Here is a 23,079-nt window from a genome sequence, read left to right on the forward strand (position 1 = left end):
ATAGTAACAAGTATTTATGGCAGATAATGCAACAATAAGACTTAATAAAGTCCTAAGGGAACTAAACATTTCACTCGACAGGGCGGTAGATTTTTTGGGTTCCAAAGGTCACGATGTGGACGCAAGGCCTACCACTAAAATTTCTAATGAGGTGTATCAAGTTCTTTTGGATGAGTTCCAGACGGACATGAGCAAAAAAGTTGCATCTAAGGAAGTTGGGGAAGAAAAGCGGAAAGAAAAAGAAGCAATTCGTCATCAGCTTGAACAAGAGCAAGAGGAAAGAAGAGTTGAAAGAGAGAAAAGAGCCGCTTCTGAACAGGTAATCAGGGGTAAGGCTGAATTGTCTGGTCCTAAAACTGTTGGGAAAATAGATTTAGAAAACAAAAAGAAGGAAGAAGAAAAACCGAAAGAGGTTGAGAAGCCTGTTGAAAAACCGGTAGAGAAAGCTCCTGAAGTTGAGGTTAAGAAAGAACCGGAAGTGGTTAAAGCTTCTGCGTCTGATAGGCCTAAGTTTAAAGTGGTAGATAAAATTGATCTAGCGCCGAAACATAAACCTAAGCAGCAAGTGAAACCACCTGTTAAGGTTGTTCCTCCGGCTCCAAAGCCAACACCTACTCCAGTTGCTAAAACTGAAGTTAAGAAAGAGGAAGTTAAACCTAAAGAGGTTGTAGCTGCTCCTAAAGAGAAAGAGGTAGAAAAGCCTGCGGAATCTGAGACACTTACTACACAATACAAAAAACTTACTGGTCCTAAGATAACAGGTGCTAAAATTGATCTTTCTAAGTTTGAAAAACCTAAGAAGAAAAAAGAAGCTCCAAAAGGAAACGATGCTGCTGATAAAAAGAAGCGTCGTAGAAGAATTGTAAGTAATAATACTACTGGTTCAGGAACTGGATCAGGTAATACAGGAAGTCGCCCTAGTAGACCTCCAGGTAGTGGTCCAGGGAATAGAAGAGGTCCTGTACAGCGTTTTGCACCTGTAGTTAAAGTTGAGCCTACTGAAGAGGATGTTCAAAAGCAAGTTAGAGAAACCTTAGAAAAACTTCAAGGGAAATCTAAAAAAGGAAAAGGAGCAAAATATAGAAGAGATAAAAGAGATCAACACCGTCAGCAGACAGAGAAAGATCTTGAGAAGAAAGAAGCAGAAAGTAAAATCTTAAAGGTTACTGAGTTTGTTACGGCGAATGAAGTTGCAACGATGATGGATGTTTCTACTACTCAAATTATTTCTGCATGTATGTCATTGGGGATAATGGTTACCATGAATCAGCGTTTAGATGCTGAGACTTTGTCTATTGTTGCTGATGAGTTTGGATATGAAGTTGAGTTTGTTTCAGCTGAAATTGAAGAAGCTATAGAAGAGAAAATAGATGCTCCTGAAGATTTACAGGAAAGAGCACCTATAGTTACGGTAATGGGTCACGTAGATCATGGTAAAACATCTTTACTGGATTATATCCGTAAGGAAAATGTTATTGCAGGTGAAAGTGGTGGTATTACTCAGCATATAGGGGCTTATGGAGTAACTTTAGAAAGTGGTCAAAAGATGGCTTTCTTAGATACACCAGGTCACGAAGCCTTTACGGCGATGCGTGCGCGTGGTGCTCAGGTTACAGATATTGCTATTATTGTTGTGGCGGCAGATGATGATATTATGCCTCAGACAAAAGAAGCAATTAGCCATGCTCAAGCAGCGGGAGTTCCAATTGTATTTGCGATAAATAAAGTGGATAAGCCTACGGCTAATGTTGAGAAAATAAAAGACGGTCTTGCTCAAATGAATCTCTTGGTAGAGGATTGGGGTGGTAAAATTCAGTCTCATGATATCTCGGCTAAAACGGGTCAAGGTGTTAAAGAATTATTAGAAAAAGTATTGTTGGAGGCTGAATTGTTAGAGCTTAAAGCAAATCCGAATAAATTAGCTACTGGAACAGTGGTTGAAGCATTCTTGGATAAAGGTAGAGGATATGTTTCTACTGTCTTGGTTCAGGCTGGATCTTTAAAAATCGGTGATTATGTTCTTGCGGGTACATGTAGTGGTAAGATTAAAGCCATGCATGATGAACGTGGGAATAGTATTAAAATCGCTGCTCCATCAACACCAATCTCCATATTAGGTTTAGATGGTGCGCCTCAAGCGGGTGATAAGTTTAATGTATTAGAAGATGAGCGTGAAGCGAAGCAAATTGCTGCCAAGCGTGGTCAATTATTACGTGAGCAATCTGTTAGAACGCAACGTCATATTACATTGGATGAAATTGGTAGACGTATTGCTTTAGGAGACTTTAAGGAATTGAATATAATTCTTAAAGGTGATGTTGATGGTTCTGTAGAGGCATTAACAGATTCGTTCCAGAAATTATCTACGGCAGAAATTCAAGTAAATATTATACATAAAGCTGTAGGTCCTATTACAGAGTCTGATGTGTTATTGGCTTCGGCTTCTGATGCGGTTATTATCGGATTTAATGTTAGGCCGATGGGTAATGCAAGAACAATAGCTGACAATGAAGAAATAGATATCAGAATGTACTCTATTATTTACGATGCTATTAATGACTTGAAAGATGCAATGGAAGGTATGCTTTCTCCAGTAATGAAGGAAGAGATTACCGGTACTGCAGAAATTAGAGAAACATTCAAAATTTCTAAAGTAGGTACTATTGCAGGTTGTATGGTAACTAGTGGTAAGATTCTTAGAAGTTCAGGAATACGTTTAATTCGTGATGGTGTAGTTGTCTTCACAGGTGAGTTGACTTCTCTGAAACGATTTAAGGATGATGTTAAGGAAGTTGCTAAAGGGTATGATTGTGGTATTCAAATTAAGAACTACAATGATATTAGAGAGTTGGATATTGTAGAAGGTTTCCAAGAAGTAGCAGTGAAGAAAAAGTTGAAATAATAGTACATAAACATTAAACAAAAAAAAGACCCAATTGGGTCTTTTTTTTGTTTGATATACTTTGGAGTGTTTTGCTTATTTTGGAGTAATGATAATTGCAGCAGGATATTTTTTTCTTACTTCAAGATATTTTCGTTCTGCTTCTAAAGCAGTTTTAATATTTTTTATGCGAACTCTATAATCGGTATCTACGTGATCAATTTTTGTTTTCCAACTAGGAAAATCAGAATCTAAGTTAGACTTCTTGCTGTTGGCTCCCGATAATGAACCATTGTAGATTTGAATTTGGAAATCATCAGAATCTTCTTCGGTGGTCTTATAGATGTCTAATAGTTTTTCAATGTTTCCATCTTGCTGTATGGTAATGCTTCCGTCTTGTGCTTGTGTGTAGGATGCGCATAAGAGGAATAGTGCGCTGTAATATATGTTTTTCATTCTTGTTTGTTTGAATATTTATTGTTGTCTTGCAAAAGTAATTTTTTAATTACGAAGCTGTGCATTGTGTTTTTATTTAGAATAAGTATAAATTGTAAATTATAAATAACTTAACATTTCGCAAATAAAGTCTATGTCGTATTTTTGCAATCGGTTTTGAGGTGTATATTTGTTACAGTAAATGGTTGTTGTAATAATCATGCCAAAATCTTGAAAGAAATAATTTTAATATGAAAAAGGTTACGTACCGCAATCAATTTTCTAAAGTTTTAGGTGTCAGTTTGTTAATTGGACTTTTGTTTTCTACAAGTCTTTTTTCGCAGGAAGAAACTGTGTCTGCTGGTGATGCTGCAAAGGGTAAATCTTTATTTAATCAAAACTGTGCTGCATGTCATGCCTTGAATAAGAAGATGACAGGACCAGCGTTGGCAAATGTTGAAGAGCGTTTGTCTGAAGAAGGTTTGGGTAAAGATTGGATTTATGCTTGGATAAAAAATAGCTCTGGTGTTATTGCTTCTGGCGATGCTTATGCGAATAAGCTTTACAATGAGTATAACAAGGCTGCTATGACAGCTTTCCCTACATTGTCTAATGCTGATATCGATAATATTTTAGCGTATACTGCTGCTCCGCCTCCTGCACCTGTTGTTCAACCAGCTGCTACAGCTACTTCTGGTGGTGCTTCTCAGTCTGGTGGGTTATCTAATGAGATTGTACTTGGTGCGCTTGTTCTAGTTTTTGGCTTGTTGGTGATGATGTTGTTCTTGGTGAATAAGACATTGAGAAGAATAGCGGAAGCTAATGGGGTGATTCTTGAAAAGGATAATGCGAAAAAAGGAACACCTATTTGGAAGGCTTTTGCTAAAAATCAATTTTTAGTACTTGTTTCTGTGTTGGTGTTGTTACTTGGTGGTGCTTACTTTGTGTATGGTTATTTGATGCAGGTAGGTGTTGATCAAGGATATGCTCCGGTTCAGCCTATCCATTATTCTCATAAGGTACATGCTGGTGATAATAAAATAGAATGTAAATATTGTCATTCATCTGCTAGAGTTTCTAAGCATTCTGGGATACCTTCCTTGAATGTATGTATGAATTGTCATAAATCAATTTCAGAGTATACAGGAAATGCTGAAGGGCCTTCTCAAGAAGATCTTGCTAATGGGTATACCAATGAGTTCTATACGGGTGAAATTAAAAAATTATATAAAGCTGTAGGTTGGGATGAAGAAAATCAAAGCTATACAGGTGAGAGTAAACCAGTAGAGTGGGTAAGAATTCATAATCTGCCTGATTTTGCTTACTTTAATCACTCTCAGCATGTTTCTGTTGCGGGTATTGAGTGTCAAACATGTCACGGGCCGGTAGAAGAAATGGAAATTATGCAACAGTATGCTCCATTAACAATGGGTTGGTGTATTAATTGTCACAGAGAAACGAATGTGAAAGTAGAAGGGAATGAGTATTATGATAAAATTCATGCTGAACTTTCGAAAAAATATGGTGTAGAGTCACTTACGGCTGCTCAAATGGGTGGTTTGGAATGTGGTAAATGTCACTATTAATAGGGTTAACAAACAAGAGATAATTTCAGAGATATACGTATGGCATCAAACAAAAAATATTGGAAAAGCGAAGCGGAGTTAAATCCTAACGATTCCATTGTTGAGACGCTAAGACATAATGAGTTTGTTCAGGATATTCCTGTTGATGAGTTTTTGGGAGATAAAGATAATTTAGCTTCTTCGTCAACAAATAGAAGGGATTTCTTGAAATATGTTGGTTTTAGTACCGCTGCTGCTACTTTAGCAGCTTGTGAAGGACCAGTTGTTAAGTCTATTCCTTATATAGTGCAACCGGAAAGTATTATTCCTGGTGTAGCTAATCATTATGCGACGACTATTGCCAATGGTTTTGATTTTGCTAGTGTTTTAGTAAGAACTAGAGAGGGTCGTCCTATTTCAATACATAATAATGCAGATGCGGCGGTTAACGGAAGTGCTAACGCACGAGTTAATGCTTCTGTGTTAAATTTGTATGACAGCACGCGCTTGCAAGGTCCTGTTGCTAATGGTGAAGCTATTAGTTGGGGAGATTTGGATGCTGCTGTGAAAAGTAAACTTAATGCTTTAAAGAATTCAGGAAAGCAAATTGCTTTATTGACTCAAACATATGCGAGTCCATCTACTTCAAAACTAGTTGGGGAATTTAAAGAGGCTTATGGAAATGTAAATCATGTTACTTATGATGCAATTTCTCAAGAGGCAGCTTTAAATGCTTTTCATGCAAAGTATGGTGAAAGAGCCTTAGCTGATTATGATTTTTCTAAAGCAGAGGTAATTGTTTCTTTCGGTGCGGATATCTTAGGAGATTGGCAGGGTGGTGGCTACGATAGTGGCTATTCAAAAGGAAGAGTTCCTCAAAAAGGAAAAATGTCTAAGCACATTCAGTTTGAGTCAAATATGTCTCTTGCGGGTGCAAATGCAGATAATAGAATAGCGTTAAAGCCTAGTCAGCAAAAAATTGCTTTGGCTAAATTATATGCTAAGCTTAATAATTCATCAGTTGGTGGAGAAGTTAGTGCTAGTGTTGAAAAAGCTTTGGATTTAGCGGTAGCTCAAATAAATAAATCAAGATCTAAAGCAGTTGTTGTAACTGGTTTAGATGATGAGAATGCTCAGGCAGTAGTTTTGGCTATAAATGAACTGTTAGGTAGTGTTGCGTTTGATGCAACTGCTCCTAGGTACATTCGTCAAGGTAACGTTACGGCTGTAAATGCTTTGATTTCGGAAATGAAAGCAGGTAGAGTAGGTGCTCTTATCATGGATGGTGTGAATCCTGTGTATTCATTGCCAAATTCAGCTGACTTTTCAGAAGGACTTAAGAATGTAGATTTGTCATTGAGTTTCGCTATTACAAATAATGAAACTACAGCAAATGTAAATTATGTTGCTGCAGCGCCTCATTATTTAGAGTCTTGGGGTGATGTTCAAATGAAAAAAGGACATTATGGTTTAGTACAGCCTGCAATAAAAGAATTATTTGATACGCGTCAATTTCAGTCTTCGTTGTTGACGTGGATGGGAAGTGATGAAACGTATTATGACTATATTAAAAATACATGGACTTCTTCGCTTTTAGGTTCTGGTGATTGGAATCAAGCATTGCATGATGGATTTTATGTAGCTAATTCTTCTCCTATTGAAGAATTTGTGGAAGGTGTTATTGCTCCAGTTATTGAGACTGAAGCGCCTGTTGATGAAGCTCCTCAAGTAGAGGCTGTTCCTTTGGCATCTGCGTTAAGAAGTTTAGCTTCTGCGGATGGTTCTGGTATGGAGATGACTTTGTATTCTAAAACGGGTATGGGTGATGGTCAGATGGCGAACAATCCATGGTTGCAAGAATTTCCGGATCCAATTACACGTGTGTCTTGGGATAACTATGTAACCGTTTCTAAAGCTGATGCTGAAAAACTAGGGTTTGTAAATGAAAATGTTGCAAACGGTGGTTTAGATGGTAGTTATGCTAAGATTACTGTTGATGGTGTTTCTGTTGATAATGTGCCAGTAATCATTCAACCGGGTCAAGCACTTGGTTCTATTGGTTTGTCTTTTGGATACGGGAAGAAAGAAGGTTTAAAAGAAGAGATGCAAACGGGTGTTAATGCCTATGCGTTGTATCAGAATTTTACCAATACCCAATCTGTTAGTATTGAAAAATCAGCTGGAAATCACGAGTTTGCTTGTGTGCAGTTGCATAAAACGCTGATGGGTAGAGGAGATATTATTAAAGAAACTACTTTAGAGATATTTAATACTAAAGATGCTGCTGATTGGAATATTCAACCAGTTGTTTCTTTAGATCACCAAGAAGTTGCTGCTACATCTGTAGATTTATGGGACAGTTTTGATCGTTCAATCGGGCATCACTTTAACTTATCTATTGATTTAAATGCTTGTACAGGTTGTGGTTCATGTGTAATTGCATGTCATGCTGAAAATAACGTGCCTGTAGTAGGTAAAAATGAAGTTCGTTTGTCTAGAGATATGCACTGGTTGCGTATTGATAGGTATTACTCTTCGGAAGATACTTTTGAAGGTGATAATGTTAAGAAAGATGAATTTGATGGTTTAACGGGTGAAAAAGGTTCTTTAGGAGGCTTTGGAGAGTTAGAAGATCCTTCTTCTAATCCTCAAGTTGCTTTCCAGCCTGTAATGTGTCAACACTGTAATCATGCTCCTTGTGAGACTGTTTGTCCTGTTGCCGCAACATCACATGGCCGTCAAGGTCAGAATCATATGGCTTACAACCGTTGTGTAGGTACAAGATATTGTGCTAACAACTGTCCTTATAAAGTACGTAGATTTAACTGGTTCTTATATAATAATAACGACGAGTTTGATTATCATATGAATAACGATTTAGGTAAAATGGTTATTAATCCTGATGTTACTGTACGTTCTAGAGGTGTTATGGAGAAATGTTCTATGTGTATGCAAAAAACACAGAAAACTATTCTTGATGCCAAAAGAGATGGTAGAGTGGTTAAGGATGGAGAGTTTCAAACAGCTTGTTCTTCTGCATGTAGCAGTGGTGCAATGGTTTTTGGAGATGTTAATGATAAGGAAAGTAAGATTGCTGAGTTGAAAGAAAGCAATCGTATGTATCACTTGTTAGAGCATGTTGGAACTAAGCCTAATGTTTTCTATCACGTTAAGGTTAGGAATACTGAAGAAGTATAAAAAGTTAATTTAAGATCAACAACGTAACTATAATATAAAATATGGCGTCGCATTACGAAGCACCTATTAGAAAACCACTTGTACTTGGAGATAAAAGCTACCATGACATTTCAGTGGACATTTCAGCTCCTGTCGAAGGTAGAGCCAACAAACAGTGGTGGATTGTATTTTCTATTGCATTAGTAGCCTTCCTTTGGGGTATTGGTTGTATTCTTTACACCGTATCTACTGGTATCGGTACATGGGGATTAAACAAAACAGTCGGATGGGCTTGGGATATTACCAACTTCGTTTGGTGGGTTGGTATCGGTCATGCAGGAACATTAATTTCTGCAGTACTTTTACTATTCCGTCAAAAATGGAGGATGGCAATTAACCGATCTGCTGAAGCAATGACTATCTTTTCGGTAGTTCAAGCAGGATTGTTTCCAATTATTCACATGGGTCGTCCATGGTTGGCGTATTGGGTGTTACCAATACCTAATCAATTCGGATCCTTGTGGGTAAACTTTAACTCACCTTTGCTTTGGGATGTATTTGCTATTTCAACATATCTATCTGTTTCCTTAGTGTTTTGGTGGACAGGTTTATTGCCAGATTTTGCAATGATTAGAGATAGAGCTGTTAAGCCTTTTCAAATTAAGATTTATAGCTTATTAAGTTTTGGTTGGACGGGTCGTGCTAAAGATTGGCAACGTTTTGAAGAAGTTTCATTGGTATTAGCTGGTTTAGCAACACCATTGGTACTTTCTGTACACACGATTGTATCTTTTGATTTTGCTACTTCTGTGATTCCAGGATGGCATACGACAATTTTCCCACCTTATTTCGTAGCTGGGGCAATTTTCTCAGGATTCGCAATGGTGAATACACTTCTTATTATTATGAGAAAAGTGTGTAATATGGAAGATTATATTACATTACAACATATTGAATTAATGAACATTGTTATTATGTTAACGGGTTCTATTGTTGGGTGTGCATATATTACGGAGTTATTTATGGCTTGGTATTCTGGGGTAGAATATGAGCAATATGCTTTCTTGAATAGAGCAACTGGTCCTTACGCTTGGGCGTATTGGTCAATGATGACATGTAATGTGTTTTCACCACAATTTATGTGGTCTAAAAAATTACGTACTAGTATTTTGTTCTCTTTCTTTATCTCGATAGTGGTAAACATAGGAATGTGGTTTGAACGTTTTGTTATTATTGTAACATCGTTACACCGTGATTACTTACCATCTTCTTGGACCATGTTCTCTCCTACGTTTGTAGATATAGGTATCTTTATTGGTACCATTGGTTTCTTCTTTGTATTATTCTTATTATATGCAAGAACATTCCCAGTAATCGCGCAAGCAGAAGTTAAGTCTATTATGAAGGCTTCAGGTGAGAAGTATAAATTACTTCGAGATGCAGGTAAACCGCTTTATGAAATTAAGCAGACCATTCAAATAAAGAAGTCGATTGTTGAAGATAAGTCTTTACCAATTGACGCTGAAAAAGAACAGGTTTCCTCATTGTTGAGTTCTTTAGGTGTCTTTGATGCTACAAAGGAAACTCCGGATGATTTGAAAGAAGTAAAAGGCATTGGTCCTCAAATGGAGAAAACATTAAACCAGATTGGTATATTTAAGTTTTCTCAAGTGAGTAGAATGACCGAAAAAGAATATGACTTGTTAGATTCAATCACAGGTTCTTTCCCTGGAAGAGCGCAAAGAGATGATTGGGCAGGTCAAGCTAAGATTTTAAATAACAATAAGTAGATATGGCATCTAAAGTTATACATGCGCTTTATACAGATGATGACGTGCTAATGCACGCTGTAAAGAAAGTAAAAGAAGCTAAGCATCATATTGAAGAGATTTATTGTCCTTTTCCTGTTCATGGACTAGACAAAGCAATGGGTCTTGCACCAACTAGAATAGCTATTACAGCTTTTATTTATGGTTGTATTGGTCTTGCAGTAGCAACTGTGATGATGAATTATATCATGATTGAAGACTGGCCACAGGATATTGGTGGTAAGCCAAGTTTTAGTTATTTAGAAAACATGCCGGCTTTTGTTCCGATTATGTTTGAGCTTACAGTATTTTTTGCAGCCCATTTAATGGTGATTACTTTTTATATGAGAAGTAGGTTGTGGCCATTTAAAGAAGCTGAGAACCCTGATAAAAGAACAACAGACGATCATTTTTTAATGGAAATAGAAATCCATGATAATGAAGACGAATTAAGACAATTGTTAGCTGAATCAGGAGCAGTTGAAATTAATATTTTAGAAAAGTAGTCTAAGAGTTATGAAGAGTTTTATAAAAATTATAGCAATCGGTTTGGTTTTGGTTTCTTTTGCTTCTTGTTCCAACAAGGACAGTAGAAATTATCAATACATGCCTAACATGTACAAGTCTATTGGGTATGAAACCTACCAAAAAGTAGAGTTCTTACCAAATAGTTCTGAGGCAGGACAACCTGTTGACCATACTATTCCACGTGGAAAGATGCCTTATATGTATGCAAACGGTCTTGATGGAAAAGAATTAGCGAGACTTCAAGCAAGCCCTCTAGATTCTTTAAAGCGTGATGATAATATTGCAGCTGGTTCTGAGTTGTTTGGTATTTATTGTGCTATTTGCCATGGCTCTAAAGGAGATGGTAAAGGTACTTTAGTAGATCGTGAAAAGATATTAGGGGTACCTAGTTATTCAGATGTTGGTAGAAATATTACGGTGGGTAGTACGTACCATACTATTTATTACGGATTAAACTCAATGGGTTCATACGCAAATCAACTCAACGAAAATGAGCGTTGGTTGGTAGCTGAATACGTGATGAAATTAAAAGAAGATTTAACAAAATAATACATAGATTTTAGATATGTACACTATTTCAAATAGATTAAAAATTGCTTCAATTGTATTAATGGTTCTTGGTGCTATAGGCATAGGAATTGGTTTTGTTTCAAGTCCAGGAACAGTTGAAGAAGCTAAGGCTATGGTAGCGAGTCATGATGATGGTCACGGTGGTGGACATGAAGTGGCAGCGGAACATCATGAAGATGTAAATGAGCATGGTGCTACTACTGAAGCGCACGGTGAAACTCATGATGCTTCACATGATGAGCATTTGTTACATCAATTACAAAATAGACCTTGGGCTGCACTTTATGTAGCTGCTTTCTTTTTCTTTATGATTTCACTAGGTGTTTTAGCCTTTTATGCCATACAAAGAGCGGCACAAGCAGGTTGGTCTCCAATACTTTTTAGAGTAATGGAAGGGATTACTTCGTACTTGGTACCGGGAGGTATTATTGTATTTGTAATCTTGGCGTTGTCTGTAGCTCATATGAATCATTTATTCGTATGGATGGATGCTGAAGTTGTTGCTCATGATGAATTATTACAAGGTAAAGCTGGATTCTTAAATGGTCCTTTTTTCCTAATTAGAGCAGCAATATTTTTAGGAGGTTGGATTTTCTATCGTGAATATTCACGTAAACTTTCCTTAGCCCAGGATGAAGCTACTGATAATACGAATTTTGTAAAGAACTTTAGATTATCTGCAGCGTTCTTAGTATTTTATCTTGTTACTGAGTCTATGATGTCTTGGGATTGGATTATGAGTGTAGATCCACACTGGTTCTCTACTTTGTTTGGATGGTATATCTTTGCAAGTATGTTTGTATCTGGTATTACAGTAATCGCATTGGTTACTATTTACCTAAAATCAAAAGGATATTTACAAGAAGTGAACAATAGTCATATTCATGATTTAGCAAAATTCATGTTTGGGATTAGTATTTTCTGGACGTACCTATGGTTCTCACAATTTATGTTAATCTGGTATTCAAATATTCCAGAGGAAGTTACTTATTATATTACTAGGATTGCAGACTTTAAATTGCCTTTCTTTGGTATGGTAGCTATGAATTTCTTGTTTCCACTGTTGATATTAATGAATAGTGATTTTAAACGAGTAAATTGGTTTGTAGTGATGGCGGGTATCGTAATTTTAGCCGGTCATTATTTAGATATATTCAATGCAATAATGCCTTCTACAGTGGGTGATCAATGGTATATTGGTATTCCAGAAATTGGAGCAGTATTGTTTTTTGCTGGATTATTTACCTTTTGGGTATTCAGAGCACTGTCAAAAGTGCCTTTACAACCCACACGTAATCCATTTATTGAAGAGAGTAAGCATTTTCATTACTAGTATAAAAAATAACATTAAATCATACAATGACTGCATTTTTAATTATAGCTGTTTTAGTATTCGTGGCAATTGCGATATGGCAAATGACCAAAATTTTTGAACTTTCTCAAATTAAGGCAGAAACTTCACAAATTGCTAACGATAAAGACAATGAGTATAATGGATATCTATTATTCGGTTTCCTTATATTTATTTACGGAATTACTATTTTCAGTTTCTGGAAGTATACAAAAGTTTTATTGCCGGAAGCGGCTTCAGAACATGGTGTAGAATATGATAGCTTAATGCTTTGGTCAATGGTTATCATTTTCATTGTACAAACGCTAACGCAAGCTTTATTGCATTACTTCGGTTTTAAATACCGAGGTAAAAAAGAGAACAAAGCTTTATTTTATGCAGATAATGATCGTTTGGAATTTATTTGGACCATTATTCCTGTAATTGTATTGGCGGGTTTAATTCTATGGGGATTATATACTTGGACAACCATCATGGATGTAAATGATGATGATGATCCAGTTGTTGTAGAATTATATGCACAACAATTTAACTGGACGGCTAGATATGCAGGTAGTGATAATGTTTTGGGTGAAGCTAATGTTCGTATGATTGATATTGATCGTGCTAATGTATTAGGATTGGATGAAGCAGACCCTAATGCTACTGATGATATCATTGTTAAAGAATTACACCTTCCAATTGGTAGAAAAGTAAACTTTAAGATGCGTTCACAGGATGTGTTACACTCTGCTTATATGCCTCACTTTAGAGCTCAAATGAATTGTGTTCCTGGTATGATTACTGAGTTTTCTTATACTCCAATATTTACTACTGAAGAAATGCGTTCTAAGCCAGACATTATTGATAAGGTGAAAAGAACAAATGCTATCAGAGCAGAAAGAGCTGCGAAAGGTGAAGACAACTCTGATCCTTGGGAGTTTGACTATATTTTGTTATGTAATAAGATTTGTGGAAAATCTCACTATAACATGCAAATGAAAATTATAGTGGAATCTGAAGAGGATTACAATAAATGGTTAGCTGAACAACAGACGTTTGGTAAAACTATGGTGGCTTCGGCTAAATAAATTAGGCTAGTTAAGAAAATTAATATAAAAAAAATAAGAATTCGATTATGTCAGCAACAGTACATGCACACGAGGATGATCACGCACATGACGATCATGGACATCATCATCATAAAGAGACATTTGTAACAAAATATATCTTTAGTCAAGACCATAAAATGATTGCAAAACAGTATTTGATTACTGGTTTGATCATGGGTGCAATTGGTATTGCAATGTCTATTTTATTTAGAATGCAATTGGCTTGGCCAGGAGAATCTTTTCCTGTTTTTGAAGCAGTTTTGGGCAAATGGGCTCCAGACGGAATTATGGATGCTGATATTTACTTAGCATTGGTAACTATACATGGTACCATCATGGTATTCTTTGTACTTACGGCTGGTCTTAGTGGTACGTTTAGTAACTTACTTATTCCTTTGCAAATTGGAGCACGTGATATGGCTTCTGGTTTCTTAAATATGGTTTCCTATTGGCTGTTCTTTTTATCAGCTATAATAATGATCGGATCTTTATTTCTTGAAGCAGGACCTGCTGCAGCTGGTTGGACGGTTTATCCTCCATTAAGTGCATTGCCTATGGCGCAACCAGGTTCAGGAATGGGTATGACGTTATGGTTGGTTTCAATGGCTATTTTCATTGCATCAAGTTTAATGGGTTCATTAAATTATATCGTAACGGTAATTAACTTAAGAACTAAAGGAATGTCTATGACTAGACTTCCATTATCAATTTGGGCTTTCTTTGTAACAGCTGTGATTGGAGTAATCTCTTTTCCAGTACTATTATCTGCTGCATTATTATTAATAATGGATAGAAGTTTTGGCACTTCATTTTTCTTATCAGATATATTTATTCAAGGAGAAGTTTTACATTATCAAGGAGGATCACCAGTATTATATGAGCACTTATTCTGGTTCTTAGGACACCCAGAGGTTTATATTGTATTATTGCCTGCATTAGGGATTACTTCAGAAGTTATGTCTACCAATGCACGTAAACCAATTTTTGGTTACCGAGCGATGATTGCTTCTATTATTGCAATCGCATTTTTATCGACAATTGTATGGGGTCACCATATGTTTATTTCTGGGATGAATCCATTCTTAGGGTCGGTATTTACATTTACAACCTTATTAATTGCTATTCCATCTGCAGTAAAGTCATTTAATTACATTACGACCTTGTGGAAAGGTAATTTGCAATTGAACCCCGCCATGTTGTTTTCAATAGGTTTGGTCTCTACATTTATTAGTGGTGGTTTAACTGGGATAATTTTAGGAGATAGTACTTTAGATATTAACGTACATGATACGTATTTCGTTATTGCTCACTTTCACTTGGTAATGGGTATTTCTGCATTGTACGGTTTCTTTGCAGGTGTTTATCATTGGTTCCCGAAAATGTTCCATGGTAGAATGATGAATAAAAATTTAGGATATATTCACTTCTGGATTACTGCAGTTTGTGCGTATGGCGTTTTCTTCCCAATGCACTTTGTGGGTATGGCTGGGGTTCCTAGGAGATATTATCAAAATACAGCATTTCCAATGTTTGATGATTTAACAGATGTTCAAATATTAATAACCATGTTTGCTATTGTTGCGGCATTTACACAATTAGTATTTGTTTATAATTTCATCAGCAGTATATTCTATGGTAAAAAAGGACCTCAAAATCCTTGGAAATCAAACACATTAGAATGGACAACACCAATTGAACACATACATGGTAACTGGCCAGGTGAAATTCCTGAAGTACACCGTTGGCCTTATGATTATAGCAAAACAAGAGAAGATGGGGAATATGTAATTCCAGGTCAAGATTTTGTGCCTCAAACAGTTCCTTTACAGGATGATGAAGAGGAAATGAGTCATTAGAAAACATTATAAAATATTTAAAGCCCTTTGTTCAATTACAAAGGGCTTTTTTTATAATTTTAACTCAACTATAAAATGGTTTCATTTTTGCTATATATTAGACGTAACGAAGTGGTTCAAGCACTTTGAATTTCTTTATAGTTGATTTAAACGCATTATTAAACATAAACCAAAGATGAAATTTAGATTAGTAACACTTACCATTTGCCTGTTTTTTATTAACTTTTCTTTCGGTCAGCGTAAACCAAAAATACGAGGGAGTAGAGTAGTGATAGAAACTACCCAAGAATTAGAGCCTTTTACTGCTATAGAATTAAATGATGACCTAGATATTGTTCTAAGAAAAGCATCAGATTGTGGCTATAACTTAATTATAGATGATAATTTGGTAGATATATTAAAATTCAGGGTTGAAGATGAAACCTTAAAAATAAGTTCTTTCTATAATATAGCTGCTAAAAAGAAGATGGAGATTACGGTGTTTTATAACACACTAAATGCGCTTACAATGGTGGATGGAAAGATAGAGATGAAAGATCTTATTACTACAGATGCCTTGTCTATAAATACCTATGGATCTTCTAAGCTTCAATTAAATGTAGATGCCCAAATTGTGGATGTATTGATGTTAGATAATAGTTTTGCCGAATTAAATGTTGTGGCAGACACTTTAAATATGTCTTTTAAAGACAGAGTTGATGCTGAAATATTTGCGACAACAAAAGCTCAAAATCTAGATATGTATAAAAATGCTCAGTTGAAAATTAATGGGAATACTGAAAGTATGAGCATTCATCTTTTTGAGAATGCTAGTTTAAAAGCTAATGAGTTAGATGCGGGTGACGTTAGTTTGGCACTAGAAGCATCTTCTAGTGCTTATATCAACGTGTTTAACAACTTTACCTTAAGTTCTAAGGATTCTGGTAAAACTTATCTTTACGGGCCTGCAGCAATCACTATAACTGATTTTTTAAACACCTCTCAACTCAATAAACGATAGCTTATTTTGCGATAGGTGCAGTAATTAGATGGTCTGGAATTCCAAATCCGTCTACGAGAACGTTTACATGAGGCCGCAACTCCGTACAGATGCGTTCTACACGTTGTCTTATGGCTTTTGATTTGCTGCCTCCAATATACCCTTGTTCTAAATACCAGCTGGCGTCTGTTCTAATTTCATGTAAGGCATGCAATGTTCCTAGTTTTTGAAAAAGTATCTTGTTTTTCTCATCCTCTATTGTTTCTGTGAAATTAGAATATATCTCATAGGATAGTTGGCAACTATATGCCTTACCTAAAGCCAATAAATGTGTTTGTACTTTTAAAAATGCTTGGTAGGAAGGGATTCCGTTTTTAATATATTCACGAATACGCATGGCGAGTGTGTAGGTTAATCTTCTTGTACGGTATTCAAACGCATGTTTGTGAAATTTTGGATTGTACAAATGTTCAGGATCGGTCTTCCCGCTATAGATAGGATTAATCGTTGTTAATTTGTCGTTTAATTGGGATGTTAATAGCTTTAATACTGATGCAAAACCAGCACTATTAAATTCAGCCTTAAAATCTGACAGGACGCCTTTAGCGGCTAATTGCAGTAATACATTGTTATCACCCTCAAATGTGGTAAAAATATCTACATCACCCTTTAAATCGGCAATGCGATTTTCAATGAGGTATCCTTTGCCGCCACAAGCTTCTCTACATTCTTGAATGGTGTCATTTGCAAACCAAGTGATGATAGATTTTAGACCAGCAACTTGTGTTTCAATTTCACGTTTATCAGTTTTAGTATCGTCACTATACAGTTTCATAATATGTTGTAGCGTTACATCATATACATAGGCTTTTGCAATGGGTGGTGTTAATCGCAATTGATGACTTGGGTAGTCCATCAATAAATCTTCTTGTATTTTTTTATTGTCATTAAACTGTCTTCGCTTTAAAGCATGTTTAACGGCAATGGTTAATGCTTTTTTGGCACCACCCAAGCCTGCTCTTGCAACACAAATTCTTCCTCCCACCAAAGTGCCAAGCATGGTAAAAAAGCGTTTGTTAGGGTTTTCTATTTCTGAATGATAGGTACCATCCTCTTTAATGTCACCATATTTATTTAATAAATTTTTTCTAGGAACAAGTACTTGGTTGAACCATATTTTACCATTGTCAACACCATTTAACCCAAGCTTATATCCGTTATCTTCAATTTTTACCCCAGGAAGCAATTCATGATTTTCGTTTCGGATGGGAACTAAAATAGCATGCACGCCTTCATTTTTACCATTCACAATAAGTTGTGCAAAAACGGAAGCCATAGTAGAATCAAGCGCGTTGCCTATATATTCTTTATTGTCATTTTCTCCAGGAGTATGAAGTATGATGCTATCTGTTTCTTTTTCATATGTTGCTGTGGTTTTTATACCACGTACATTGGATCCGTGACCAGTTTCAGTCATTGCAAAACACCCGAGTAATTCTGCTTTTCCTGTTTTTTCTAAATAGAGGTCATGATGGTATTTAGTGCCTAATTTCTGAATACTACCTCCAAAGAGTCCAAATTGTACGCCAAACTTGATCGCTAAACTCCCATCAACATACATGATATTTTCAAAGATAAAAGCATAGCCGGGCATATCTTCAATTCCTCCATATGCTGCAGGGTAAGCCATTGCGCCATAGTTTTCTGCAGCTAGGTGCTTTACTTGGTTTAAGACTTTCGTTCTGAAATCTTCTTTCTTTCGGAGAACCTCCCAATTAAAAATAGGGTTTTTTAAGGCCTCATGAAATTTAGTAATACTAGTTGCAAATTCACCTTTAAGTATCGCATCAAGTTCTTTGGCTTGGTAATAAGTAGATGTTGCTTCATGCAGGACTTCAATGTTAAATAAATGATGGTAATGATTTGGTTGAATGCCTAAGTTTAATTCAATATGTTGCAACTGTTTGTTCTCTGGAGTCTCTGAAAAATAATAATCAGCCAGTCTTTTAGATAAGCTAGCCAGAGGGAATGCATCTTGCTCAATCAATTTTATATCGGCACTGTCAATCGTATGTTTCCACGATTTAATCTGCTCGGTTGAGGGTTTATTATTTTTATTTAACCAACCTGCTAAGGTTTTTTTATCAGCAGATGTTAAAGCTTCATCCTTCTCAAATGCTGCTTTAACGATATTAATTTCTGATGCAGAAAGTAGATTATCAGACCAGATTACATAGAAGAAGGGAATATATTGTAAAACACCTAAGGTATAATTGTTCTTTTTCATACGATGAAAATACGATTTTCTATTCATAAATAATAAGAAATAGTAGCTTTAGAAGTGTCTTAATTTTGCGCTATCTTTGTGGTCTATGAATGAGCATTTAGACCCTACAAATGAAAACTTTACTCCTGAAGAAGTAGATATAGACAAAGCGCTGAGGCCCATAAGTTTTTCTGACTTTACGGGTCAAGATCAAATTTTGGAGAACCTAAAGATTTTTGTAGAAGCAGCTAACTTACGTGGTGAAGCTTTGGATCATACGCTTTTTCATGGCCCTCCAGGACTAGGGAAAACTACTTTAGCACATATACTTGCTAATGAACTTGGTGTAGGAATAAAAATTACCTCTGGTCCTGTTTTAGATAAACCAGGTGATTTAGCCGGGTTATTGACGAACCTAGATGAACGTGATGTGCTTTTTATTGATGAAATACACCGTTTAAGCCCTATTGTAGAAGAATATTTGTATTCTGCAATGGAAGATTATAAGATTGATATTATGATTGAAACAGGACCGAATGCGCGTTCTGTACAGATAAATTTAAACCCGTTTACCTTAATTGGTGCAACAACACGTTCTGGTTTGCTAACGGCTCCAATGCGTGCGCGTTTCGGAATTCAGAGTAGATTACAGTATTATTCTTCAGAACTCCTAGCTACCATTGTGACCAGAAGTTCCGAAATTTTAAAGATGCCTATTACTAGTGAGGCTGCAGCAGAAATTGCTGGGCGAAGTAGAGGAACACCTCGTATTTGTAATGCTTTGTTGCGAAGAGTTCGGGATTTTGCTCAGATTAAAGGAAATGGTAAAATTGATATAGAAATCTCTCGTTTTGCTTTAAAAGCCTTGAATGTAGATGCTCATGGTTTAGATGAAATGGATAATAAGATTCTCTTAACCTTGATTGATAAATTCAAAGGTGGCCCCGTAGGAATTTCTACTTTGGCAACCGCAGTTTCTGAAAGTGCAGAAACTATAGAGGAAGTTTATGAACCTTTTTTAATTCAAGAAGGTTTTATTATGCGTACCCCAAGAGGTCGGGAAGTAACAGAATTAGCGTATAAACATTTAGGACGTATAAAAGGAAGTGTTCAAGGAGGATTATTTTAATGCAAAATACACCAATAATCTCATGGTTTGAAGTACTCAGGAATAGTAAAAAAATTCTAGAGAATCCTTTGCCATTCCATCGTAAAAATTTTGAAAAGCTTGGAAATACATTTCGTGTGCCAGTTGGATTTAGTGGTGAGCTTGCATTTACACGTAACCCAAAATTAATAAAGCATATTCTTCAAAAGCAACATCGTAAATACCATAAGTCATCATTACAAACTAAAGATTTAGCCAAGTATATTGGGCATGGAATCTTAACTTCAAACGGAGAGCATTGGCGTACACATAGGAGAATGGTGCAACCTGCATTTCATAAAAAGAAGTTGCGCAATTTAATGGGAACTATCCGTGAAGCCATCTTATTGGAAATAAAAGATTTACCAATAGCTGAGCCTATAGATGTATACCCTATCATGAGTAATTTGGCCTTTCAAGTAGTTGCTAAATCACTGTTTAGTAGTGATGATATTCAAGAAGAAATGTCTCAGCTGCAATACATCACGGAAACCAATCAGAGAATGCTGATCAAGGAGATGCGACAGCCGTATTTAAATTGGTGGTTTCATTTAAGTGGGAAAATAAAAAAGCACTTAAATTTAGCCAAAGACGGGCAAGCTATTTTGCATGAACTGATTGAAGAGCGTAGAAACTCGGCAGTAGAAAAAGACGATTTATTAGACATGTTATTGCAGGCCAGATACGAGGATGGTACGGCAATGGCTAAAGCGCAATTGATAGATGAAGTGCTTATTTTATTTACGGCAGGTCATGAAACAACAGCAAATGCATTGAGTTTTTTAATATTTTCACTTGCAAAACATCCAGAAATTCAAGAAAAAGCCTACCAAGAGATTAAGAATATTTCTTTAGAAAGCGATGATGTATTAACGCAGGTTTTAGAACTGAAATATATTCAGCAATGTATAGAAGAGGCAATGCGTTTGTATCCGCCAGCGTATATTATAGATCGTGTAGCAATAGCCGATGATGAATTTGAGGGGTTGAGTATTCCTAAAGATTCTTTGATTTTAATGAGTATCTACGAGATACATAGAAATGAGGATTTTTGGGAAGCACCGAACGAATTTAACCCAGACCGTTTTGAAGCCTCAAAGAAGAAAGAATATCAAGAGTATTATTATCCTTTCGGGGCAGGTCCTAGAATGTGCGTAGGGAATAATTTTGCAATGTATGAAATGATCATTGCGGTTACAGAACTGCTGCAAAAATATAAAATGACTACTGCTTTAACAGCGGTTACTATTAATCCGTTAATTTCTTTAAAGCCAGAAAACGTCTTAATTAGTTTTACAGCTAGAAACTAAAAAAGCCACAGATTCCTGTGGCTTTTAATCTCATCTAAATTCTAAGTTATTTTAGAATTGCATTCTCATCAGAGAATTTTTTATAGCTGAAGTAAACAGCTCCGATTGCAAAAGCAATAAGTGATATTAATATTACGAAATATTGCATCATATCAATGGTTCCTGCCATAATTTCTTTAACCCCTAAGCCAATATTTAAAACAGGAATCAATACAGTGGTCCAGTTTAATTCTATGCCAGGCATCATGGCCATTACCAAAGGAATAATGATAAGTATGATGATTGGCGACGCTTTACTTTGTGCCTCCTTAAATGAGGTAGCACCAGCAACCAAAGCAATGATGAAACCAGATAAGAATAAAGAAAACGGGATCAATAATAATAAGATTAAGGTTATCGATTGAAAATTAAGCATTTCACTAATTACCGATTTAAACGAATCCGGAATTCCATCAAAAAGTTTCAGTCCAACGATAAGTCCTATTAAGTTTAATAGCGCAGGGATAAAGCCAAGTAGAGAGGCTACAATAGCTTTTCCTAGTAATACCTTAAATTTTGAAATAGGTAAGGATAAGGTTGTTTCAATAGTTTTTCGTTCTTTTTCTCCCGTTACTAAATCTACAGCCGCAAGCAAACAACCACCCCACATAGTTAGGATAAAAAGGTAAGGGATAAAGCCACCTATTCTTTTTCCAATAACTTCTTTTTGTTCGCCGACCTCAATATAATTTTCTGTAAAAGGGGTCATTTTCTGTGTTGGAATGTGTAGAATAGCAATCCGTTCTTCTTTTAATTTAGCATTGAAAGTTTCAATTAATTTGGTGATCCTATTGTTTACATTCTCTTTAGATCCATTTCTGAAGATTTGCACTTCGCCTGTGTTTAATTGATCCATTTGTGTACTCCAATCCGCAGGAAAAACAATAGCGGTTTGTATACTTTCATCGGCTATTAACGCTTTAAAATCTTCAACCTTATTATAAGTGGTTACTTTGTTTAAAGTATCTGCGGCAATAAGAGCAGAAAATTCAGCCGGGGCATTAACGAGACCTATTTCAACTGTTTTTTCTTGTTGTTGTTTCTCAATCATTTCCGTCACTTTCATCGCGCCGAAAATTAAAATAGGAACTAATAGTGTGGGTAAAACAATAGAATTAATAATTGTTTTCTTATCTCTAAGAAGCTCTGTTAGTTCTTTTTTTATAATTATAAATAAGTCGTTCATCTTAAGCTTCTTTTACGCGATTAATAAATTCTTGAGTTAAATTGGCAGCTTTCATTTCACCTTTGAAATTCTCAAAAGTATCATTGTAGATGATAGATCCTTTATTAATAATAGCCAGATCGTCACAGAGTAAGTCTACTTCGCTCATAATATGTGAGGAAAATATAACCGTTTTGTTATTTTCTTTGGATTCGCGAATTAAATCAATAATACTTTCTGCAGTAATAACATCAAGACCAGAAGTAGGTTCATCAAAGATTAAAACTTCGGGATCATGAATTAGCGTACGTGCAATAGAAACTTTTTGTTTCATACCTGTACTCATTTGTCCTATTCTTTTTTTTCTAAATTCGTTAATTCCGAGTTTTTCAAATAGGTATTCTTTGCGTTCTGAAAGTTGTGCATTTGGAATTTTATATAGTTTCCCGAAGAATTCAATAGTCTCATCAGGATTTAAACGTTCGTATAAACCTGTAGAGCCTGTTAAAAACCCTATTCTTTTTTTTACTTCATCATTTCCTTTTGAAATATCAATACCATCTACAATGGCAGTTCCTGACGTAGGATTGATAATTCCAGCAATCATACGAAGTGTGGTTGTCTTTCCTGCGCCATTTGCGCCAAGCAGTGAGAATATTCTTCCTGGCTTACAATCAAAAGAAATAGAATTCACAGCATTCACTGTGGTGGACTCTTTTTTAAATCCTTTTTTCGTAGTAACGACAAAAGATTTGGTTAGATTTTCAATATGTATCATCTTAGTTGTTTAATTTGGTACGCTTAGTTAGTGTGTAAAAAGTTTATTTGTTACAGTAAATCTCTATTTTTTAGAAATAAATCGCAAAATCAAACTTAAGGGTTTTTTTTCAGAGCTGAATTAGAAAGGCATA

At 35.8% G+C, this 23,079-nt stretch carries 16 protein-coding genes; 12 read left to right on the forward strand and 4 right to left on the reverse strand.

All coding sequences use genetic code 11. The features are described 5' to 3' along the window. Positions 1-16: 16 nt before the first annotated feature. Positions 17-2,902 (forward strand): translation initiation factor IF-2, encoded by a 2,886-nt coding sequence (gene infB / locus GQR94_RS10985; RefSeq protein WP_158975544.1) that lies wholly within the window; start codon positions 17-19, stop codon positions 2,900-2,902. A gap of 75 nt (positions 2,903-2,977) precedes the next feature. On the opposite strand, the gene GQR94_RS10990 is transcribed toward infB, so the two are convergent. Further along, positions 2,978-3,337, reverse strand: a complete 360-nt coding sequence (locus GQR94_RS10990) for an SPOR domain-containing protein (RefSeq protein ID WP_158975545.1) — start codon at positions 3,335-3,337, stop codon at positions 2,978-2,980. Positions 3,338-3,567: 230 nt separating this feature from the next. On the opposite strand from GQR94_RS10990, the gene GQR94_RS10995 reads away from it, so the two are divergent. The 9 genes from GQR94_RS10995 to GQR94_RS11035 all read left to right on the forward strand — a co-directional run bounded on the left by GQR94_RS10995 (position 3,568) and on the right by GQR94_RS11035 (position 16,262). Beyond that, complete coding sequence (locus GQR94_RS10995) at positions 3,568-4,902, forward strand: c-type cytochrome (protein ID WP_158975546.1); 1,335 nt, start codon at positions 3,568-3,570, stop codon at positions 4,900-4,902. Positions 4,903-4,941: 39 nt separating this feature from the next. Beyond that, positions 4,942-8,079, forward strand: coding sequence for a TAT-variant-translocated molybdopterin oxidoreductase (locus GQR94_RS11000; RefSeq protein ID WP_158975547.1), 3,138 nt, complete (start codon positions 4,942-4,944; stop codon positions 8,077-8,079). A gap of 41 nt (positions 8,080-8,120) precedes the next feature. After that, on the forward strand, positions 8,121-9,848 hold the full coding sequence (nrfD, locus tag GQR94_RS11005) for an NrfD/PsrC family molybdoenzyme membrane anchor subunit (RefSeq protein ID WP_158975548.1): 1,728 nt from the start codon (positions 8,121-8,123) through the stop codon (positions 9,846-9,848). A gap of 2 nt (positions 9,849-9,850) precedes the next feature. Then, positions 9,851-10,372, forward strand: coding sequence for a DUF3341 domain-containing protein (locus GQR94_RS11010; protein ID WP_158975549.1), 522 nt, complete (start codon positions 9,851-9,853; stop codon positions 10,370-10,372). 10 nt (positions 10,373-10,382) lie between these two features. Continuing rightward, complete coding sequence (locus tag GQR94_RS11015) at positions 10,383-10,943, forward strand: cytochrome c (protein WP_158975550.1); 561 nt, start codon at positions 10,383-10,385, stop codon at positions 10,941-10,943. A gap of 16 nt (positions 10,944-10,959) precedes the next feature. Further along, on the forward strand, positions 10,960-12,297 hold the full coding sequence (locus tag GQR94_RS11020) for a quinol:cytochrome C oxidoreductase (protein ID WP_158975551.1): 1,338 nt from the start codon (positions 10,960-10,962) through the stop codon (positions 12,295-12,297). Between the two features lie 26 nt (positions 12,298-12,323). Then, positions 12,324-13,385: a cytochrome c oxidase subunit II gene (locus GQR94_RS11025; protein ID WP_158975552.1), complete on the forward strand. Its 1,062-nt coding sequence runs from the start codon at positions 12,324-12,326 to the stop codon at positions 13,383-13,385. Between the two features lie 47 nt (positions 13,386-13,432). Then, entirely contained in the window at positions 13,433-15,262 is a 1,830-nt protein-coding gene (locus tag GQR94_RS11030) for a cbb3-type cytochrome c oxidase subunit I (protein WP_158975553.1), read from the forward strand. A 175-nt stretch (positions 15,263-15,437) separates the two neighbouring features. Beyond that, positions 15,438-16,262, forward strand: a complete 825-nt coding sequence (locus tag GQR94_RS11035) for a GIN domain-containing protein (RefSeq protein ID WP_158975554.1) — start codon at positions 15,438-15,440, stop codon at positions 16,260-16,262. Between the two features lies 1 nt (position 16,263). Here GQR94_RS11035 and GQR94_RS11040 read toward each other — a convergent pair whose 3' ends face one another. Beyond that, the gene (locus GQR94_RS11040) at positions 16,264-18,528 is read right to left on the reverse strand and encodes an acyl-CoA dehydrogenase (protein WP_199271476.1); all 2,265 of its coding nucleotides are present in this window, start codon (positions 18,526-18,528) and stop codon (positions 16,264-16,266) included. Positions 18,529-18,613: 85 nt separating this feature from the next. Here GQR94_RS11040 and ruvB point away from each other — a divergent pair, with 85 nt between their 5' ends. After that, complete coding sequence (gene ruvB, locus GQR94_RS11045; protein ID WP_158975556.1) at positions 18,614-19,636, forward strand: Holliday junction branch migration DNA helicase RuvB; 1,023 nt, start codon at positions 18,614-18,616, stop codon at positions 19,634-19,636. Then, entirely contained in the window at positions 19,636-20,964 is a 1,329-nt protein-coding gene (locus GQR94_RS11050; RefSeq protein ID WP_158975557.1) for a cytochrome P450, read from the forward strand. The genes ruvB and GQR94_RS11050 overlap by 1 nt, the downstream gene beginning before the upstream one ends. A gap of 46 nt (positions 20,965-21,010) precedes the next feature. Here GQR94_RS11050 and GQR94_RS11055 read toward each other — a convergent pair whose 3' ends face one another. Further along, positions 21,011-22,189, reverse strand: a complete 1,179-nt coding sequence (locus GQR94_RS11055; protein WP_158975558.1) for an ABC transporter permease — start codon at positions 22,187-22,189, stop codon at positions 21,011-21,013. A 1-nt stretch (position 22,190) separates the two neighbouring features. Continuing rightward, positions 22,191-22,946 (reverse strand): ABC transporter ATP-binding protein, encoded by a 756-nt coding sequence (locus tag GQR94_RS11060; protein ID WP_158975559.1) that lies wholly within the window; start codon positions 22,944-22,946, stop codon positions 22,191-22,193. Between the last annotated feature and the right edge of the window lie 133 nt (positions 22,947-23,079).

Origin of the sequence: Cellulophaga sp. L1A9 (assembly GCF_009797025.1) — a bacterium.
GTDB lineage: Bacteria > Bacteroidota > Bacteroidia > Flavobacteriales > Flavobacteriaceae > Cellulophaga.

What these genes read in the sequence shown, in the direction of transcription:
- infB (WP_158975544.1), top strand. Translation starts at nt 17, where the DNA reads ATGGCAGATAATGCAACAATAAGACTTAATAAAGTCCTAAGGGAACTA.
- GQR94_RS10990 (WP_158975545.1), bottom strand. Translation starts at nt 3,337, where the DNA reads ATGAAAAACATATATTACAGCGCACTATTCCTCTTATGCGCATCCTAC.
- GQR94_RS10995 (WP_158975546.1), top strand. Translation starts at nt 3,568, where the DNA reads ATGAAAAAGGTTACGTACCGCAATCAATTTTCTAAAGTTTTAGGTGTC.
- GQR94_RS11000 (WP_158975547.1), top strand. Translation starts at nt 4,942, where the DNA reads ATGGCATCAAACAAAAAATATTGGAAAAGCGAAGCGGAGTTAAATCCT.
- nrfD (WP_158975548.1), top strand. Translation starts at nt 8,121, where the DNA reads ATGGCGTCGCATTACGAAGCACCTATTAGAAAACCACTTGTACTTGGA.
- GQR94_RS11010 (WP_158975549.1), top strand. Translation starts at nt 9,851, where the DNA reads ATGGCATCTAAAGTTATACATGCGCTTTATACAGATGATGACGTGCTA.
- GQR94_RS11015 (WP_158975550.1), top strand. Translation starts at nt 10,383, where the DNA reads ATGAAGAGTTTTATAAAAATTATAGCAATCGGTTTGGTTTTGGTTTCT.
- GQR94_RS11020 (WP_158975551.1), top strand. Translation starts at nt 10,960, where the DNA reads ATGTACACTATTTCAAATAGATTAAAAATTGCTTCAATTGTATTAATG.
- GQR94_RS11025 (WP_158975552.1), top strand. Translation starts at nt 12,324, where the DNA reads ATGACTGCATTTTTAATTATAGCTGTTTTAGTATTCGTGGCAATTGCG.
- GQR94_RS11030 (WP_158975553.1), top strand. Translation starts at nt 13,433, where the DNA reads ATGTCAGCAACAGTACATGCACACGAGGATGATCACGCACATGACGAT.
- GQR94_RS11035 (WP_158975554.1), top strand. Translation starts at nt 15,438, where the DNA reads ATGAAATTTAGATTAGTAACACTTACCATTTGCCTGTTTTTTATTAAC.
- GQR94_RS11040 (WP_199271476.1), bottom strand. Translation starts at nt 18,528, where the DNA reads ATGAAAAAGAACAATTATACCTTAGGTGTTTTACAATATATTCCCTTC.
- ruvB (WP_158975556.1), top strand. Translation starts at nt 18,614, where the DNA reads ATGAATGAGCATTTAGACCCTACAAATGAAAACTTTACTCCTGAAGAA.
- GQR94_RS11050 (WP_158975557.1), top strand. Translation starts at nt 19,636, where the DNA reads ATGCAAAATACACCAATAATCTCATGGTTTGAAGTACTCAGGAATAGT.
- GQR94_RS11055 (WP_158975558.1), bottom strand. Translation starts at nt 22,189, where the DNA reads ATGAACGACTTATTTATAATTATAAAAAAAGAACTAACAGAGCTTCTT.
- GQR94_RS11060 (WP_158975559.1), bottom strand. Translation starts at nt 22,946, where the DNA reads ATGATACATATTGAAAATCTAACCAAATCTTTTGTCGTTACTACGAAA.